At 64.0% G+C, this 15627-nt stretch carries 16 protein-coding genes; 8 read left to right on the forward strand and 8 right to left on the reverse strand.

Annotation, left to right across the window (positions count from 1 at the left end; translation table 11 throughout):
- Positions 1–59: 59 nt before the first annotated feature.
- The 6 genes from AUJ55_03115 to AUJ55_03140 all read right to left on the reverse strand — a co-directional run bounded on the left by AUJ55_03115 (position 60) and on the right by AUJ55_03140 (position 5856).
- Positions 60–335: a hypothetical protein gene (locus AUJ55_03115; GenBank protein ID OIO59739.1), complete on the reverse strand. Its 276-nt coding sequence runs from the start codon at positions 333–335 to the stop codon at positions 60–62.
- 360 nt (positions 336–695) lie between these two features.
- The gene (locus AUJ55_03120; protein OIO59740.1) at positions 696–1610 is read right to left on the reverse strand and encodes a hypothetical protein; all 915 of its coding nucleotides are present in this window, start codon (positions 1608–1610) and stop codon (positions 696–698) included.
- Positions 1611–1900: 290 nt separating this feature from the next.
- Positions 1901–3343, reverse strand: coding sequence for a hypothetical protein (locus tag AUJ55_03125; protein OIO59741.1), 1443 nt, complete (start codon positions 3341–3343; stop codon positions 1901–1903).
- Positions 3344–3393: 50 nt separating this feature from the next.
- A complete protein-coding gene (locus AUJ55_03130) occupies positions 3394–4386 on the reverse strand; it encodes a HupU protein (protein OIO59742.1) in 993 nt (330 codons plus the stop codon).
- Positions 4386–4997: a hypothetical protein gene (locus AUJ55_03135; GenBank protein ID OIO59743.1), complete on the reverse strand. Its 612-nt coding sequence runs from the start codon at positions 4995–4997 to the stop codon at positions 4386–4388. Before AUJ55_03135 ends, AUJ55_03130 begins: the two co-directional genes overlap by 1 nt.
- 13 nt (positions 4998–5010) lie before the next feature.
- Positions 5011–5856, reverse strand: coding sequence for a hypothetical protein (locus tag AUJ55_03140; protein OIO59744.1), 846 nt, complete (start codon positions 5854–5856; stop codon positions 5011–5013).
- Here AUJ55_03140 and AUJ55_03145 point away from each other — a divergent pair.
- Entirely contained in the window at positions 5855–7327 is a 1473-nt protein-coding gene (locus AUJ55_03145) for a hypothetical protein (GenBank protein OIO59745.1), read from the forward strand. The genes AUJ55_03140 and AUJ55_03145 overlap by 2 nt on opposite strands.
- A gap of 12 nt (positions 7328–7339) precedes the next feature.
- On the opposite strand, the gene AUJ55_03150 is transcribed toward AUJ55_03145, so the two are convergent.
- The gene (locus AUJ55_03150) at positions 7340–7960 is read right to left on the reverse strand and encodes a hypothetical protein (protein OIO59746.1); all 621 of its coding nucleotides are present in this window, start codon (positions 7958–7960) and stop codon (positions 7340–7342) included.
- A gap of 38 nt (positions 7961–7998) precedes the next feature.
- Positions 7999–9003 (reverse strand): 2-nitropropane dioxygenase, encoded by a 1005-nt coding sequence (locus AUJ55_03155; GenBank protein OIO59756.1) that lies wholly within the window; start codon positions 9001–9003, stop codon positions 7999–8001.
- A gap of 166 nt (positions 9004–9169) precedes the next feature.
- Between AUJ55_03155 and AUJ55_03160 the strand changes: the two genes are divergently transcribed.
- From AUJ55_03160 to AUJ55_03190, 7 genes are all read left to right on the forward strand, one after another.
- Positions 9170–9688, forward strand: coding sequence for a hypothetical protein (locus tag AUJ55_03160; protein ID OIO59747.1), 519 nt, complete (start codon positions 9170–9172; stop codon positions 9686–9688).
- Between the two features lie 9 nt (positions 9689–9697).
- Positions 9698–10204 (forward strand): peptide deformylase, encoded by a 507-nt coding sequence (locus AUJ55_03165; GenBank protein ID OIO59748.1) that lies wholly within the window; start codon positions 9698–9700, stop codon positions 10202–10204.
- A 681-nt stretch (positions 10205–10885) separates the two neighbouring features.
- Positions 10886–12337: a sigma-54-dependent Fis family transcriptional regulator gene (locus tag AUJ55_03170; GenBank protein ID OIO59749.1), complete on the forward strand. Its 1452-nt coding sequence runs from the start codon at positions 10886–10888 to the stop codon at positions 12335–12337.
- Positions 12327–13688 (forward strand): hypothetical protein, encoded by a 1362-nt coding sequence (locus AUJ55_03175; GenBank protein OIO59750.1) that lies wholly within the window; start codon positions 12327–12329, stop codon positions 13686–13688. The genes AUJ55_03170 and AUJ55_03175 overlap by 11 nt, the downstream gene beginning before the upstream one ends.
- A 68-nt stretch (positions 13689–13756) precedes the next feature.
- Entirely contained in the window at positions 13757–14182 is a 426-nt protein-coding gene (locus AUJ55_03180; GenBank protein OIO59751.1) for a hypothetical protein, read from the forward strand.
- Between the two features lie 417 nt (positions 14183–14599).
- Positions 14600–14920: a transcriptional regulator gene (locus AUJ55_03185; protein ID OIO59752.1), complete on the forward strand. Its 321-nt coding sequence runs from the start codon at positions 14600–14602 to the stop codon at positions 14918–14920.
- A 257-nt stretch (positions 14921–15177) separates the two neighbouring features.
- A complete protein-coding gene (locus AUJ55_03190) occupies positions 15178–15357 on the forward strand; it encodes a hypothetical protein (protein OIO59753.1) in 180 nt (59 codons plus the stop codon).
- The last annotated feature ends 270 nt before the right edge of the window (positions 15358–15627 follow it).

Consider the following 15627-nt stretch of genomic DNA (forward strand, 5'->3'; position numbering starts at 1 on the left):
TGTGCCTCGGCACACAATAGGAAGAAAAAGTGAGCCCCTTTTGCTCGATTTAGCGCCTCTTAGGGGAACGCTGAATAGGCCTTCTGCCTTTTCCAGCAGCACTTCTCAAAAACCAAACGTAAGGCGCCCTGAGGCAGCGTGATTTTGCGGCGCTCGCAAAAACAATCGCGGCCGTTCCTGGTTTTGGCGACCCCTCCATGGGTCACGGACAGACGCCGAATCCATCGACGTTCCCCCAATACAGCAACCCGCTGTCGCGCCAGATCGCGCACATCATCCCCCACGTCGGGATGGTCTGCGACCATCGACCAATATCGGCGCGCCAACAGGATCATCGGCTGCAAAATGGGTGGGGGGATCGTCCCTGTTTTCAGGGGGGGGAAGGGTTTCGGGGATGTAGCCGGAGGGAAGGGGGGCTAGGGCCATGGGCAACATGTCGTAGATAGGGGCCAAGGTGAAGGGTGGGGTCGTCCACCAAGAACGCTAGGAGTCTGTCGGGCTTGAGCGTCCGTAGCGAGCCGAGTGGGGAATCGAGGCCAAATTTTCACGGTTTTGAGGATCATAGTGGTGGCTATGTGACGAAAAACCGGGGGAATTTGGACCGATTACCCGCCGGCGCACGACTGCATGGATGCAGGAGGTAGCGCAATGCAGGAGCAATTGCCGAGTAGGACGATCTCAAGTCCGACAGACTCCTAGGCCCCCTCCTCCTGCGACAAATGCTCCATCACCTGGGCTACCACCAGCTCCAGCAATTGCATGCGGTATTCGAGAGAGGCGATCCGTTCGTTGGCGGCGGTCAACGCCTCTTGCAGTACCGTCACATCGGGCGATTTAGCCGCAGGTTGGGGGCGGGCAACCGGCGTCATCTCGATGTCGATCTCGACCTCGATTTCGGACTCGGGGGGCAACGGGGCAACACGGACGGCTTTGGCCCCCTTGTCTTTGGGGGGCTCCTCGATCTGGATGGATTCGACCGGGGCGGACGCCTCGATAGGAGAGGGTGCCGGGGGGGGCTTGTCCCCTTTTTGGGTGGGGGCAGGAGGGGTGGCGCCGGGAATACGGGCGCGGATCAACACCTCGCTGTCGAAGCTGAAGCCCGCGCTGCCCATGCCGAGCTCCTCCCGCGCCTTCTCTTCCATCTTGGCCCGCACCGCCTGCAGGATGTCGTCGTCCAGGGCGACCATGGCCCGCACCCGTTTGCTGGTGGAGAGCTCGATCCAGCTGATCGTCTCCATGTCGTCGGGATTGCTCATCGCCACAAAGATGAAGCGATCGGTGGCGTCCAGCGGCACGTAGCGCCCTTCGTACATCATCTCAAGGGTCAACAAGGGGACGAGGTTGGGATCGAAGGTGCGGTCCTTAAGCACAACCCCCGGCAATCCGAAGTATTGCCCCAACACCTTGGCCGCCGTGGGGCGATCCATAATCCCCTGCTCCACCGCCAGCGAAACCAACCGTTTGGGGGCCGCCGAGGTGTCGCGCCGCTGCTGATCGGCCAGCTCCTCAAGCTCCTGGGTCTCTAAAATGCCCTGCTCAACAAGAAATTCGCCGATCTTCTTTCGACGTTCGGCCTGTTGGGAGCCGGCTCCGGAGGTGGTTTTGCGCATGGCATCGCTCGCTCAACGAAAGAGGGATCAACATTACATTCCTGTAATCTGCTGCCAGTGTGGCGGATTCGGCTGGGACCGTCACCCCGCAAATTGAGTACGCCCAAAGCTGCTTAAGGAAGCGCTGATTTAATAGCGCTTCCGAGCGACCCAGGGATGGGTCGCCAAAATCAGGAACGCCAGCGACTGATTTTGAAAGCGAAGCAAAAACCACATCGCCTCAAGGCGCCTACTTTTGGTTTTTGCGAAGCGTCGCTGAAAAAGGCGGGATGCCTTTAATCAGCGTCTCTTTAATGGACGGTGCAAACCATGCAGGGATCGAAGGCGCGTACCACCTGTTGCACCCGCAGCCGCCCCGTCTCCCCCTCGGCCTCGACCCCCTCCAACGCCTGCTCCAGCGGCCCCGGAACCCCCTGCCCGTCGCGGGGGCTGAAGTTCCAGGTGGTGGGGGCGACGATTTGGTAGGCGGCGATCTTGCCCGCCTCGATGGCGACCCAATGCCCCAAACCGCCCCGCGCCGCCTCGACCAGCCCGACCCCGCGCCCCTCGACCGGCCAGTCGTGATGCTGGATAAAGGGGGCCTCGGGATCGATCCGGTCGAGCCATTGGAGCATCAGCCCCGGCAACTGGGCGACCTCCATCATCCGGGCGACGATGCGGGCGGCGACCGAGGGGGCGCCCCCGGCCAGCAGATCGCGGATCAACGGCTGACCCGCCACCGCCTGGCGGGCCAAAGCGCCGACCTCCAGCGGTCGCCCATTCAAGCGGGGCGCTTTGCTCCAGGTGTAGCCTTCCGCCTTGTCGGCATCGGGACGGGTGAGCCCTCGCGCGGGGGGCAAGTCCCCCTCCCCCGCCAACCAGGCATGGGCGGTCGACTCCACAATCGCGTCGGGATCAAACGGGGCCGCCCCCGCACCGCTCCAAACCCCGGCGGGCCAGGCCACCCCCTCCGACCCGGGATAAGCCCCGCCGCTGCCCAGCCGCCACTCCGGCCATCCTCCGGTCGCTGCCAAATCGAGATCGGCGGCGGCCTGCAAAAACAGGGCGAAGTCTCCCTGCCCTCGCCACCTGTACCCCTCCAGATCGGCCCGACAGCGCCAGGCGGCGACCTGTTCCAGCGGCAGGGCGAAGAGCTCGCGTTCTAAAAAACGGCGCAGCCCCGCGATCAATCCCCGGGCTTTTTGGATCTCGGTTTTGTCGACCGCCCGGCTTACCCCCCCCAACTGGAACACCAGGGTGTGGGGCCAATGGCCTGCCAGCATCCCGACCATGTGCAGCCATTGCGCCCGTGCCGCCAACCACCCCCGACCCCCTTCGCCGACGCTGCTTTTGAAACGGCGCACCGCCTGGATATGCCAGGGGCGGCCGGCATAAGCATCGCGAGCGAAATCGGGCATGAAGAAGAGGTAGAAGTGGCTCAGATGGTCGGCAAGGTTTTCGGCGCCGTGGAGGATGCGGCGGATTTCAAGGCCATTGGGGACGGGCCGAAGGTTGGCGGCGGCCTCAAGGGCGGCCACGCAGGCCAGCGATTGGGAGATCGAACAAATGCCGCAAATGCGGGGGGTGTAGACCAGGGCGTCGCCGGGGGAGCGGCCCGGCAACATCTGCTCGAAGCCGCGATAAAGCCCCGCCGAAACCTCGGCGCGGCGCACCACCGAGCCGTCGAGATCAAGGGCGACCTGCACATCCCCTTCGACGCGGTTGATGGGACCGATTTCGATGCGACGGGTCATGGGGGGCTCTGTTGAGGAGAGGTAAGTAAAGTCAAAGGCATCTCTCGGCTTCATCTGCGCCGCGTCGATTTCACCGACGGCGGGGTCACCACCCGGTCCTTGCGGGCGTTGTTGCGCAATCGGGCTGGGGTGGCCGACTTGGCCAAGCTTGCCAGCGCCACGAACCAGGCCTTGGGCATGTCGGTGGGCAGCCCCACTGGGATTCCGGCGATCTTCGGGGTCTGCATGAAGGGGTGGCCGGGCGCTTCAAACCCGGGGGCGGTGCAGTGGATGCAGGGGGTTCCGGCGTCGATGCAACTGTTGCCGCCGTTCCAGCCCCGCACGTTGCAGTCGGCGTGGGCCTGGGTGCCGACGCAGCCCAGGTGCTCCATCAAACAACCGAGCTGCCCTGCGAATTCGGCGCTGGCCTTGTATTCGTAGTATTCGTTGCGGGGGCAGCCGTGGTGGGCCAGCACATCGGCGTAGAAACGGGGGCGGTTGAGGGGGTCGAGGTCGTCCAAGGTCAGATTGCCCGCCGCCAGCAGCGCCAGGGTCTGGCTCACCCACTCGGGGTGGGTCGGGCATCCGGCCACGTTGACCACAGGCAATCCGGCGCGGCTGCGAAAATCACCCCCCAGAATCCCCCCCGCCTCCTCGACCAGGTATTGCAACCCGGCGGCATCGCTGGGATTACCACCGCCGCTGGTGATCCCCCCGAAGGCGGCGCAGCTGCCGACCGCCACCACATGGCGAGCCTTGGGGGCCAGCCGCTCGATCCAATCGAGCATGGTCGCTCCGGCAAAACGGTGGAATCGACCGCTCCCCCCCGGCCCCCGGGGAATCGCCCCCTCGACACAGAGGATGTCGACCCCCTCGGTCGCCGCTTGCTCCAGCATCGCCAAGGTCTGCTCGCCGCTGGCCTCCGACAACGCCGGATGCCAGAGCAGCTCAATCCCCGCCGCCGCCAGGGTGTCCGAAAGATCGGGATCCTCCTGACACAACCACGACATGGTGCAGCCGCCACACCCCCCCGATTGCAACCAAAACAGGCGGGCGGCCCCCATCACGCCCCCAGCCAGCGCAAGCGATAGAAGCCGAAGTTCTGAATCCCGCCGCCGGGGGTGGTGTGTTCCTCGCGCCGCTCTTCAAGCCGTTCGAAGCGCTCGCCCAGGGTCGCCAGCAGTTTGGGGGCGTCGTATTGCACGATCTCAAGGCCGCTGCATTTCGTGGGGCCATCGAGGGCGAAGGCGCCCATCACCACCTGCCCCCCAGGGTTCAGGGTGCGGGCCAGGGTCGCCAGGTAGGCGGCCCGGTCGGCGGGATCGGTCGGAAAGTGGAAGACCGCCCGGTCATGCCACAGGTCAAAACGATGGGGGGGATGGAAGGTGGTGATGTCGAACTCAAACCACGCCACCTGATCGGCCCGCCCCCCCAACCCCCGACGGGTTTGTTCGAGGGCGGCGGCGATGTCGAGCACGGCGGGGCGATAGCCCCAATCGAGCAACCGCCCCGCCAGCCGTGAAGCGCCCCCCCCGACATCGAGAACGGCGGCCCTGGGGGGAAGCCCGGCAGCCGCGATCAACTCCAGCGACAAGGTCGGCTCGGACTGATACCAAATCACCTGATCGGGGGCCTTGTCGGTATAGACCTGCTGCCAGTGGGCTTGGCGATCCACGGGGCTCCCTCCCTTACCCCTGGGCCCCCGTGTCGTCGAACAGACCGCGATGTTCCAGCACCGGCATGCGGCGGCGGATGTCGGATTGTTCGATGGGGTCGAAGATGGCGGTGATCACCCCCTCGTTCTCTTCGTCCCCCTCCCCCAGCACCCGGCCCCAGGCGTCGACCACCATGCTGTGTCCGCCGGTGTGGCGGTTACCGGGGTGGGTTCCCGCCTGGTTGGGTGCAATGACAAGGCACTGGTTTTCGATGGCGCGGGCTCGAATGAGCAGCTCCCAATGGGCGCGGGTGGTGGTGCGGGTGAAGGCGGAGGGAACGACGATGATGTCGGCCCCAAGACGACGCAGATGTTGGTACAAAGCAGGGAAGCGCAGGTCGTAGCAGACGGTCAGACCCAGGTTGCCCCAGGGGGTGGGAACCACCACCGCCCGGTGGCCGGGGGCCATCACCGCCGATTCCTTGTGGATGTCGCCGGGCAGATCGACGTCGAAGAGGTGGATCTTGTGATAGTCGGCAACCAGCTCGCCCTTGTCGTCGATCACGATGGCGGTGTTGTGCACCCGTCCGGGGATCTCGGATTCGACCGGCAACACCGCCACGATCCACAGATCGAGCTCGCGGCTGCGGGCCGAAAGGAAGGCGATCCACGGATGGTCTTCGTCCAAAGGCTTGGCTTGGGCTAGGATTTGCGCCGGTTCAGTCCCCATAAAAAAGGTGTTTTCGGGCAGAACCGCCAGTTTCACCCCCGCCTGGGCGGCGCGACGCAACAGAGAGTCGGCCCGGGCCATGTTCAAGAACGAATCGTCGCCGGTGACCATTTGGATCGCGGCGACTTTGACAAATGCAGGAGTATTCATGTTGGGAATCCCGAATCGGTTAGGGCGATGGATCGTGCTGATGGTGTGGACGTTGGGGCTGGCGGCGCCGGTTCAGGCCGACCGCTGCGGCGTTGGCGCCATTTTGAACCAACCGGCCCACCCCTTGGCCGGTGCGGTGGTGAGCTCGGCGGCGAACAGTCTGCAATCGACGCACTTCATCGTCTACTGGGGCAACACCTACAGCACCACCGACCCCGACTGGGCCAACGCCACCACCGTCACCGCCGCCACCGGCAGTTACATCGGTTCCCCCAAAATGGTGGGGCAAACCCTGACCATCGCCGAGCAGGCCTACAACAAAGAGATCCTCACCTTGGGGTTTACCTTTCCCGCCGGGCTGTCGGTGGGGGGGCGGATTCCGATCTACCTGCTCGATTCGGGGGCGGTCGATCCGGGGGGGCGCACCACCATGGGGGCCAACGTGCTCGGGGTGACCGGCATCGGCCAAAATCCGATCTACATCTCGGTTTCGGGCGATTTCTCGGGCACCCACAGCGCCGATCCCGTCGATGGGGCGACCGGTTTTAACAAATACCTTGAGCTCACCCTCGCCCACGAGTTTTTTCATACCATCCAGGCTGGCTACATCGGTTTCAGCCAATTCGATGTCGGCTCCTCATGGTGGATGGAGGCGACCGCCACCTGGATGGAGGACCAGGTCTTCCCCAGCAGCAACGACTACCTCAATTTCGTCTCCGACGTGATCCTCTATCCACAGCAAGCGCTGGCCACCTTCAATGGCCTCCACGAATACGGTGCCGCCATCTTCATTCACCGCTTGGCCGCCCGCTTCGACAACACCACTGGATCGACGGTGAAGCAGGTCTTCACCTCGTGGCAGAGCCAACCGGGGTCGACCTGGGAGGCGGTGGTGGAGCCAATCATGAACCTGCACGGCGCCACCCTGCCCGACGCGGTGGCCGATTTTTGGTTTTCAATGCTACAACCGGCAGCAGCCACCCCCGCCTACCGCGACGGCGCCCTGATGGGAAGTTTGTCCCCCATCGGCTTGAGCAACGGCGGATCGATCAACCTGTGCGGTCCCGACCGCTTCGGGGTGACGATTGCCGCATACACCGGCCTGGGCGCGGCAGGTTTGGCGGGGAGTGGCGGTTCGGGGCGTTGGTATGGCTACGTGCCGGGCCAGCCCTTGATCGCCCCAAGCCCCAACGGCTCTGGAACCACCCTGAACTGGAACAGCGCCACCGGCTACCTGTTGGGATTGGGGCTGGCCACCGACATCAGCAGCCGCACAGGCGGGTACGACGGCACCCTCTACAACGAAAAAAGCGGCCCCTGTCTCGGCTTTGCCGCCGGAGCAAATCCCCAGCCCCCCGCCACCCTCTGCACCGCCACCTGCGGGGTGGCAACCAACAACTCGGGTGGGGGCAGCACGGTGACCACCCACCCCAACGGCGGGTGTTTGATTCATTTGTTGGGTGGGTTTTAGGGGAGATGGGTATTAGTTCGCTGCTTGCTTTGCCCAAACAGAGAGTTGGCGTTGGTAGATGTCGGAATAGATCTTGACGAAGAGTTCCGCCATCGTCCTTGCCCCCACACGACTCAGTTCACGGAAGTCACTGGGCATCCAAGGAAGTAGCAGCCACCCAAACCAATAATTGATTTCATTTGTAGCTTGGTAGCGCTCACGGTTATGGGTGTGTTGTTCCGTTACCTCGGCATGAACATCCCACACAGTTTTTTGCATGCATGGTATGAGGCCAAGGGTTGCACCCGTGACAAAACACAACAAGGAATAGGACTTCTCCTGATTGGAGGAAATGTCGAATTTGAGGATCAAATCGGCAGCAGCCCCTTCCTCAGGGGCAAGGGTAATCGTGCTGAAATATCCGGTTTCCTTTGAAAACTCGACAATTGCCTGGCTGAGTAATTCAAAGCCGGGACCATCTTTGATGTCCTTGTGGTCGATGGTATAGACGATCTGAATGTAAAGGCTCGGTTTCTCACGCCGGTCATCCATGTCAGGCAATTCCAAAGTGTCGTTGAGCGCGTGAGAGGGAAACGCAGCGCATCCCGACACCCCCAACAGCACCAATCCCAACCACCCGAGCCACCGCTCCATCGTCCCCTCCTTGATCTCCAGGGTTGAAAAACAGCCCCTTAGGCCGGCACCTTCCCCTTGCCGATCTTCTCCCAGTGGGCCTGCCCCAGCTCCATCAAATCGCGAACGATCTCGGCGACCGGCTCGACCTTGTTCACCAGCCCCACGCTCTGCCCCGCCATCAGGCTGCCGCCGTCCACATCCCCCTCTTGTACGGCGCGACGCAGCGATCCGGCCCAGAAGTGCTCCATTTCAAGCTGCGCCTCCTCCTTGGCTTTGGTCCCCGCCTTCACCGCTTGCAGCAGTTCGAGTTGCAGGGCGTTGAAGCGCTCGGTCCCCTGGTTCACCAGGGCACGGACCGGAATCACCGGCAGGGCGGGATCGAACTGGCTGGTGGGGACCGCATCGCGGCTCCCGGCGCGGGTCAACGCCCGCTTGAAGTCGGGGTGGGCGGGCGATTCCTCCGCCACGGCAAAGCGGGTGCCGAGCTGCACCCCCGCCGCCCCCATCGCCACGTAGTGGGCCATCATGCGCCCGTCGCCGATGCCACCGGCGACAAACACCGGAATCTCTTCGGGGATGTGGGGCAGGATCTCTTGCACCAACACCGAGGTAGAGACCGGCCCGATGTGCCCCCCCGCCTCGCTCCCCTCGATCACAAAGGCGTCGACCCCCTGGCGGATCATCCGTTTGGCCAGCGCCAGCGCCGGGGCGAAGGCCATCACCTTGCCGCCCCCCTCTTTGATCCGGGCGATGGCATCGCGGGGCGGCAACCCACCGGCCAGCACCACCACCGCCACCCCCTCATCGAGGCAGACGTCGATGTGCTCCATCAGCTTGGGATCCATGGTGATGAGGTTGACGCCGAAGGGGGCGTCGGTCGCCGCCTTGACCGCTTGAATCTGCTCGCGCACCTGCTGGGGATTCAAGCCCCCCGAAGCAATCACCCCAAAAGCCCCCGCCTTGGCCAGGGCGATCACCAACGGCGCGTGGCTCACCCAGGTCATGGCGCCGCACATGATCGCGGTGTTCGTACCCAAAAAAGCGCGCCCCCGCTCCATCATGCGCAGGATGTCGGGGCAGTTGTCGTAGGTGGGGATGGTGGCGGCCATGAAATGTCCCTGAATATGGTTGGTTGGATGCGATGACGGGAATCGGGGCGATAGTGTACGGTAATGGCCCTCGATAGATGAACCTTCAACCTTCAATTCGATAAATCGGGAGTTTCCCATGCATTACCTAATTTCGGCGGCAGGACTCGACCGTCCCGGCTTGGTGGCGGCCCTCTCCCGTGCCGTAGGGGGCATCGGCGGCAACATCGAGGAGGCCTCGATGACCCGTCTGGCCGATCTCTTTGCGGTGCTGCTGCTCATCAAGGTGGAGCCCGGCACCGATCACGCAGCGGTCGGAGCGGCGCTCAAACCGGTCGCCGACGAGCTGGGGCTGGCCCTGTCGGTCATTGCCGATCCCGGCAGCGCCGGTGAGGGGGAGGAGCCGACCCACATCGTCAACGTGTTGGCGGTCGACCGGGTGGGGCTGGTTGCCGACGTCACCGAGGCGATTGCCGCCCAAGGGGGGAACATCGTCGATCTGGTCGCCCGTCGCCTGGAGCACACCGGCCAGCCCGCCTACACCATGACGGTCGAGGCGACCTTCCCTTCAGGGAGCGATCCCGCCGAGGCGCTCGCCCCGCTCAAGGCCCAAGGGATCACCGTTTCGGTGCGCGGCGTCGACGCGATGACGTTGTAAGGGGCTGGCATGGCAATCCGTGAAATTCTGGTCTACCCCGATCCGATTCTGGCCCAGGTGGCCGACGAGATTGGGGATGTGCACGACCCTGAAATCCAAACCCTGATCGACGACCTGATCGAGACGATGCAAGCAGGCCCCGGCGGTGTCGGCATCGCCGCCCCCCAGGTGGGGGCCAGCCGGCGGCTGGTGGTGGTCGATTGCAGCGGCCACAAGAAGGTCACCACCTGCCACGGCTTGATGGTGCTGGTGAACCCCGAGATTCTCGACTGGCAGGGGATGGAGGTGGCCCGTGAGGGGTGCATGAGCCTGCCCGACTACACCGCCGACGTGGTGCGGGCGGTCTCGGTGAAGCTGGCGGCCAGCGACCGGGACGGCAACCCGGTGGTGATCGAAACCGAGGGGTTCGAGGCGCGGGCGATCCAACACGAAATGGACCACCTGGAGGGCAAACTCTTCATCGACCGGGTGGTGAGTCCGAAGCGGGATTTGCACAGGCGCAAGAAGTACAAGTGAGGGGGGTGGGTGGGGTCCACCGAGTCCACGGGGTTGTCCACCTTGGGGTGGACCCAGCCGTGGACTAAGGACTGGACAACCCCGTGGACAGCCTTTGCCCTTGAGCCCCCTCGCCCCCATAGGGGGAGAGGGTCGGGGTGAGGGGGCGCCCCGTGGGGTATAACGGTTGGGGCGGGCGTCGACCCCTTCGAGGCAACGAATGAATGGCGCCGACATCTCCCCCCTGAACCACCCCTCACCCTAACCCTCTCCCCAGGTCTAGGGAGAGGGGACAAAACCGGGGAAAGCCTTCCGCTGGGCTGTAGGAGCCCGGTCTCCGGGCGATGCAGGAGGTACCGCGAAGAAGAGCGGCCCAAGCCCTGGAAGATGTCGTAGGAGCGCCGCCCTCGGCGCGATTGAAGAGACCAAGCCGGTTCGTTCTGGCCGAGTCGTCGCACCGAAGGCGTCAATCCCAGGGATTTGGCTTGGGTTATGGCGACGCCCGCATCGGCCCGTCCTTCGACAGGCTCAGGATGAGCGGAAAACCAGGGCCTCCCACATTCCTTTGGTTTTGGACGGTTGTACCGGGTGGATACGCCTTGCCTGCGCGGGTCGCCCGGAGACCGGGCTCCTACAGCCAACACAATCCGCTTGTGCTCTTGAACGCGCCGTATCCTTTTCGCCCGCCCCCATTGAGGCCCCATGACCGACCTCCCCACCCCCGCCATTGCCGTTCTGGTTGTCGACGATGAACCCCGCTCGCTGGAGGCGATTCGGCGCACCCTGGAGGAGGATTTTGAGGTCTTTACGGCGGGCGGCGCTGACGAAGGACTCCAACTCCTCGACCGACATCCCATCGGGGTGGTGCTGTGCGACCAGCGCATGCCGGGGACCACCGGGGTCGAATTCCTTACCGCCATCCGCGAATCCCACCCCGAGGCGGTGCGGATCGTCATCTCGGGTTACACCGATTCCGACGACATCATCCAGGCGATCAACGTCGCCGGGATCTACCACTACGTCACCAAGCCGTGGCACCCCGACGCCCTGCTTTTGCTGGTGCGCCGCGCCGCCGAGTTCGTCGCGCTGCAACGGCGCCATCAAATCCTCGCCCGCGAGCTTCTCAGCAGCGAGGCGACCCTGCTCGGAAGGATCGACACCGACCGGGGGGCGCTGCAAAACCGGTACGCTTTTGGCGCCATCGTCAGTCACGACGCCAGCCCCATCCGCCCCCTGTGCGACCAAGCGGCCCGCATCGCCAGCTCCGACATCTCGGTGTTGGTCCAGGGGGAATCGGGGACCGGCAAGGAGCTCTTCGCCCGGGCCATCCACTTCGCCAGCCCCCGCGCCAGTCGCCCCTTCGTGGTGCAGAACTGCGGCGCCCTGCCCGACGAACTGCTGGAGAGTGAACTCTTCGGCCACAAGCGGGGCGCCTTCACCGGGGCGGTGCAGGACCATGTCGGCCTGTTCGAGCAGGCCGACGGCGGCACCCTTTTTTTGGACGAAATCGGCGAGACCTCCCCCGCGTTTCAGGTGCGATTGCTGCGGGTGCTGCAAGAGGGGGAGGTGCGTCCCCTCGGGGCCGCCTCGACCCGGCGCATCGACGTGCGGGTCATCGCCGCCACCAACCGCGACCTGAGCGTCGAGATGAACCAGGGGCGGTTCCGCTCCGACCTTTATTGGCGGCTGGCCCACTTCGTTTTGAACATCCCCCCCCTGCGCGAGCGTCCCGAGGACATCCCGGTGATCGCGGGCCATCTGCTGGGCAAACTCAACCCCACCGCCCCCGCCGCCCTCGCCCCCCCCACCCTCGACACCCTGCGCCGCTACCCCTTCCCCGGCAACGTGCGCGAGCTCGAAAACGAGCTGCGCCGCATGGTGGCGCTCAGCCAAGGGGGGCGCCGCCTGGGGAGCGAGCTGCTCTCCGACCGGGTGCGCAGCTTCGATTTCGCAGCCGCGCTCGGCAACGTTGAAAACGACGGGGGGACTCTGAAGGATCGGGTGGAGCGGTTGGAGGCGGGGTTGATCCGCCAAGTGCTGAGCGAGCAACGGGGCAACATCAGCGCCGTCGCCCGGCAGTTGGGTCTCTCGCGGGTCGGGCTCTACAACAAGATGCGCCGCCACGGCATCGAGGGGGGGAGCGATGGGGCGTAAAATCGACCTCGACCACTCCTTAAGCGACTCGGTGCTGGGGGGGGCCTTCCCCCACGACGGCGCCCCCGAGTTGAGCGAATCGGCCTGGATCGAGGTGATCCAGACGATGGACGCGGTCTACGCCGAGCTGGTGCGCAATCAAGTCGCCCTCGAAGAGCGCAACGCCGAGTTGGCCGAGGCCAAGTCGTTCACCGATTCGATCCTCGGCGCCATGTCGGACGTGATCGTGGTGATCGACCGGGCCGGGCGCATCGCCAGCCTCAACCCCGCCCTGCTGCGCCTGCTCGACCTGACCGCCGAAACCCTGACCGGCCGTCCGATCTCCGACCTCTTCCACGGCCCCTCCCCCGAATTCATCGCCTGTCTGACCGGTGCCCAGCCCGGCGAAGGGGTGAGCGACCGGGAGGTGCAGCTGCGCGACGCGGCGGGGGAGCCGGTTCCGGTCGCCCTGAACTGCACCCCGCTGCGCGGCGCCGGGGGACGGATCGAGGGGGCGGTGATGGTGGGCCGTCCGGTGGGAGAGCTGCGCCGCGCCTACGAGGCGCTCAACTCGGCCCACAACGAGCTCAATCTTGCCCATCAAGAGCTTAAGCGGGCCCAGGAACAGATCATCCAGTCCGAAAAGATGGCCTCCCTCGGACGGCTGGTGGCGGGAGTCGCCCACGAGCTGAACAACCCGATCAGCTTCGTCTTCGGCAACATCCACGCCCTGCGCCGCTACCTGGAGCGGATCGAGCGCTTTTTGGGGGAAGGGGGTGGGGATGCGGCGCTGCGCGAAGAACTGCACATCGAGCGCATCCGCGCCGACCTCCCCTCGCTGATGGCGGGGACATTGGAGGGGGCCGAGCGGGTCAAGGCGATCGTCGAGGATCTGCGCCGTTTCTCGGCGCTCGACCGCGACAAACGGGTGGCGGTCGATGTGGCCGAGGTGGCGCGGCAGGCGGCGCAGTGGCTATCGGCCATGGACCGCTCCGGCATCCCCATCGTCTGCCGCTGCCCCGAGCCGTGCCGGGTCGAGGGGGCGCCGGGCCGCCTGGAGCAGGTCTTCGTCAACCTGCTGCGCAACGCCCTGGACGCCATGTTGGGCCGGGCAGGCGAGGTCGAGATCGTCTGCCGCCGCGAGGGGGAAAGCGCCGTGGTCGAGGTGCGCGACCGGGGCTGCGGCATCAAACCCGAGGACCTCCCCCGCCTCTTCGAACCCTTCTTCACCACCAAACCGGTCGGGGTGGGGACGGGGCTGGGGCTGTCGGTGAGTTATGGCATCGTGGAGCACCACGGCGGGACGCTGAGCGCCGCGAATCGGGCGGGGGGTGGGGCGGTGGTGACGGTGCGGTTGCCGTTGAAGGGGTAGGCAAACCTCGTTGGTCTTCAGGGTTGGGTGGTCGTTTGTTGGATACAACGCGATAGGGAGGTTGGTCGATGCAACCACTGGATCTCGACGCACTGCTGCACTCGGAACATCCCGACGCCTCGTTTCACGATTCCGAGCTCGATGCCATCGACATCGATTTCCAATCGGGGCGAGGGCGCCTTCATTTTCGTATTCCCGTCGGCATCACCGATGGAGAACAGGTTCTCGTGCCGGGGTGTTTGGTCCTAACCGGTGTCCTGCTGATTGCCGCGCAACCGCCTCAAAATCCCTCGGCAGAATGGAGCGGTCAGTCTCTGTGGATCACCGCGGAAGGGACTTGGCCACCCCCCGACCTTCAATCGACTTTCACCCTTCCCAGCGATCTTCCCGAAGAGGCTTTTTGCCACTACCTCTTTGCCAGCAACACCAATGCGTACTGGGTTATTTCGGCCCGAACCGCTGAATTCGTTTGGGATGAGGCGGAAGGAAAGTGACCTTGATTGGGGGAGTGCCGCTCGAATCAGAGCCGTGTAGGAGCGCCGCCTATCCGCTCCTCCTGAGCTAGTCGAAGCACGCGATGTCTTGTTCAGGATTTTTGCCCGCTGTGGAAGAAAGACATCGGCCCGCCCTTCGACAGGCTGAAGGTGAGCGCAAAACCTGGGCCTCCCACGAAAGGCTCCATGACCCATCGGGGCGGTAGGATCCCGGTCCCCGGGCGATGCAACGGTGAACGGAGGTAAGCTCGACATCGTGGAAAACGCACCCAAAGAGGGGAGCCGAGTTGCCGTAGGGGACGCCTGCATCGCCCGGAGACCGGGCTCCTACCCTTGTTTTGAAACGTTCGTGTCGATTGTGAAGGTCACCGGTTTGGGAAGACCGTTCCGCACCTCGACAAAGTAAGGGGGTACGACATGACACTGACCTGCGATTTCAAAGAGACCGTGGTTGCGCGCGCCCAAAACGATCCGGCGTTCGCTCAGGCGTTGCTGGATGAGGCGATCACCCTGTTCGTCGATGGCGAGCCCGACCTGGCCAAGTCGATCCTGCGCGATCTGGTCAACGCCACCATGGGGTTCGAAGCGCTGGCCGAGGAGATCCACAAACCGGCCAAGAGCCTGCACCGGATGTTGTCGCAATCGGGCAACCCGACCATGAGCAACATCTCGGCGGTCTTCGCCGCCATCAAACGGGCGCTCAGGGTTGAGGTGTATATGCGGATTGTGGCGGCGTGAGGGTGAGCTTCTGAAACCGCCAAATGAGAGAGGGGAGGAGCAGCATTGATGCGGGGGTTCCAGACCAAGCGATAAGACGATTTGCGTAGGAGGTTTTTGGTTGTTGTTTTTGTCGGTAGCGCGAGTAGTAATTTGCCGTGGTAGATGGATGTGCCGCGCTTTTATCCTGCCTTCATGATCGTTCGGGTACATTCAAGACAAAACGCAGGGTGAACCAGAAACCCGCATCCACCACCGATGGATTCAGGAGAGAGCTTGTGAGTGAGTTGAAAACCAAGCTAGCAAAAGAGGCCCGCCGCATTGAGGAGGACTCTGAACATTCCGCCAAGGGTCATTACAACGCCGCCGCCCGATGGGGGGGGTACCATCTGGGGCTCGGCCTGCCTGCCGTCCTGATTAGCGCACTTGCTGGGGGGGCTGCCTTTAATAAATCCTGAATCCGTGCCCAAGAATCCCCGCACCCCACCCGGTACCAGTGACGACGAATTTTCTTGAGCAGAGCCGCCTAGTCCATATCAAAAACCCTTCATGGCGACCTTTTTGAGGTCTTTTTTCACCCGGTTTATGGCCTGTTATTGAGTTCTGGCAATAGAAATCCATTCGCCCTTTATGAGGGCGATGTTCAGGACATGTTGCACCAATTCTCGGCGCTATCCCGTGCGGCATAGATCCACATAATGATCCCGAAAAACCTGGAATGCTGGGCA

The sequence above is a fragment of the Proteobacteria bacterium CG1_02_64_396 genome (assembly GCA_001872725.1).
In the GTDB taxonomy this organism is placed as follows: Bacteria; Pseudomonadota; MNWR01; order CG1-02-64-396; family CG1-02-64-396; genus CG1-02-64-396.

Coding starts and splice junctions, on each gene's coding strand:
- AUJ55_03160 (OIO59747.1), top strand. CDS start 9,170: ATGCATTACCTAATTTCGGCGGCAGGACTCGACCGTCCCGGCTTGGTG.
- AUJ55_03165 (OIO59748.1), top strand. CDS start 9,698: ATGGCAATCCGTGAAATTCTGGTCTACCCCGATCCGATTCTGGCCCAG.
- AUJ55_03140 (OIO59744.1), bottom strand. CDS start 5,856: ATGAATACTCCTGCATTTGTCAAAGTCGCCGCGATCCAAATGGTCACC.
- AUJ55_03115 (OIO59739.1), bottom strand. CDS start 335: ATGATCCTGTTGGCGCGCCGATATTGGTCGATGGTCGCAGACCATCCC.
- AUJ55_03170 (OIO59749.1), top strand. CDS start 10,886: ATGACCGACCTCCCCACCCCCGCCATTGCCGTTCTGGTTGTCGACGAT.
- AUJ55_03155 (OIO59756.1), bottom strand. CDS start 9,003: ATGATGGAGCGGGGGCGCGCTTTTTTGGGTACGAACACCGCGATCATG.
- AUJ55_03145 (OIO59745.1), top strand. CDS start 5,855: ATGTTGGGAATCCCGAATCGGTTAGGGCGATGGATCGTGCTGATGGTG.
- AUJ55_03150 (OIO59746.1), bottom strand. CDS start 7,960: ATGGAGCGGTGGCTCGGGTGGTTGGGATTGGTGCTGTTGGGGGTGTCG.
- AUJ55_03130 (OIO59742.1), bottom strand. CDS start 4,386: ATGGGGGCCGCCCGCCTGTTTTGGTTGCAATCGGGGGGGTGTGGCGGC.
- AUJ55_03185 (OIO59752.1), top strand. CDS start 14,600: ATGACACTGACCTGCGATTTCAAAGAGACCGTGGTTGCGCGCGCCCAA.
- AUJ55_03175 (OIO59750.1), top strand. CDS start 12,327: ATGGGGCGTAAAATCGACCTCGACCACTCCTTAAGCGACTCGGTGCTG.
- AUJ55_03180 (OIO59751.1), top strand. CDS start 13,757: ATGCAACCACTGGATCTCGACGCACTGCTGCACTCGGAACATCCCGAC.
- AUJ55_03125 (OIO59741.1), bottom strand. CDS start 3,343: ATGACCCGTCGCATCGAAATCGGTCCCATCAACCGCGTCGAAGGGGAT.
- AUJ55_03120 (OIO59740.1), bottom strand. CDS start 1,610: ATGCGCAAAACCACCTCCGGAGCCGGCTCCCAACAGGCCGAACGTCGA.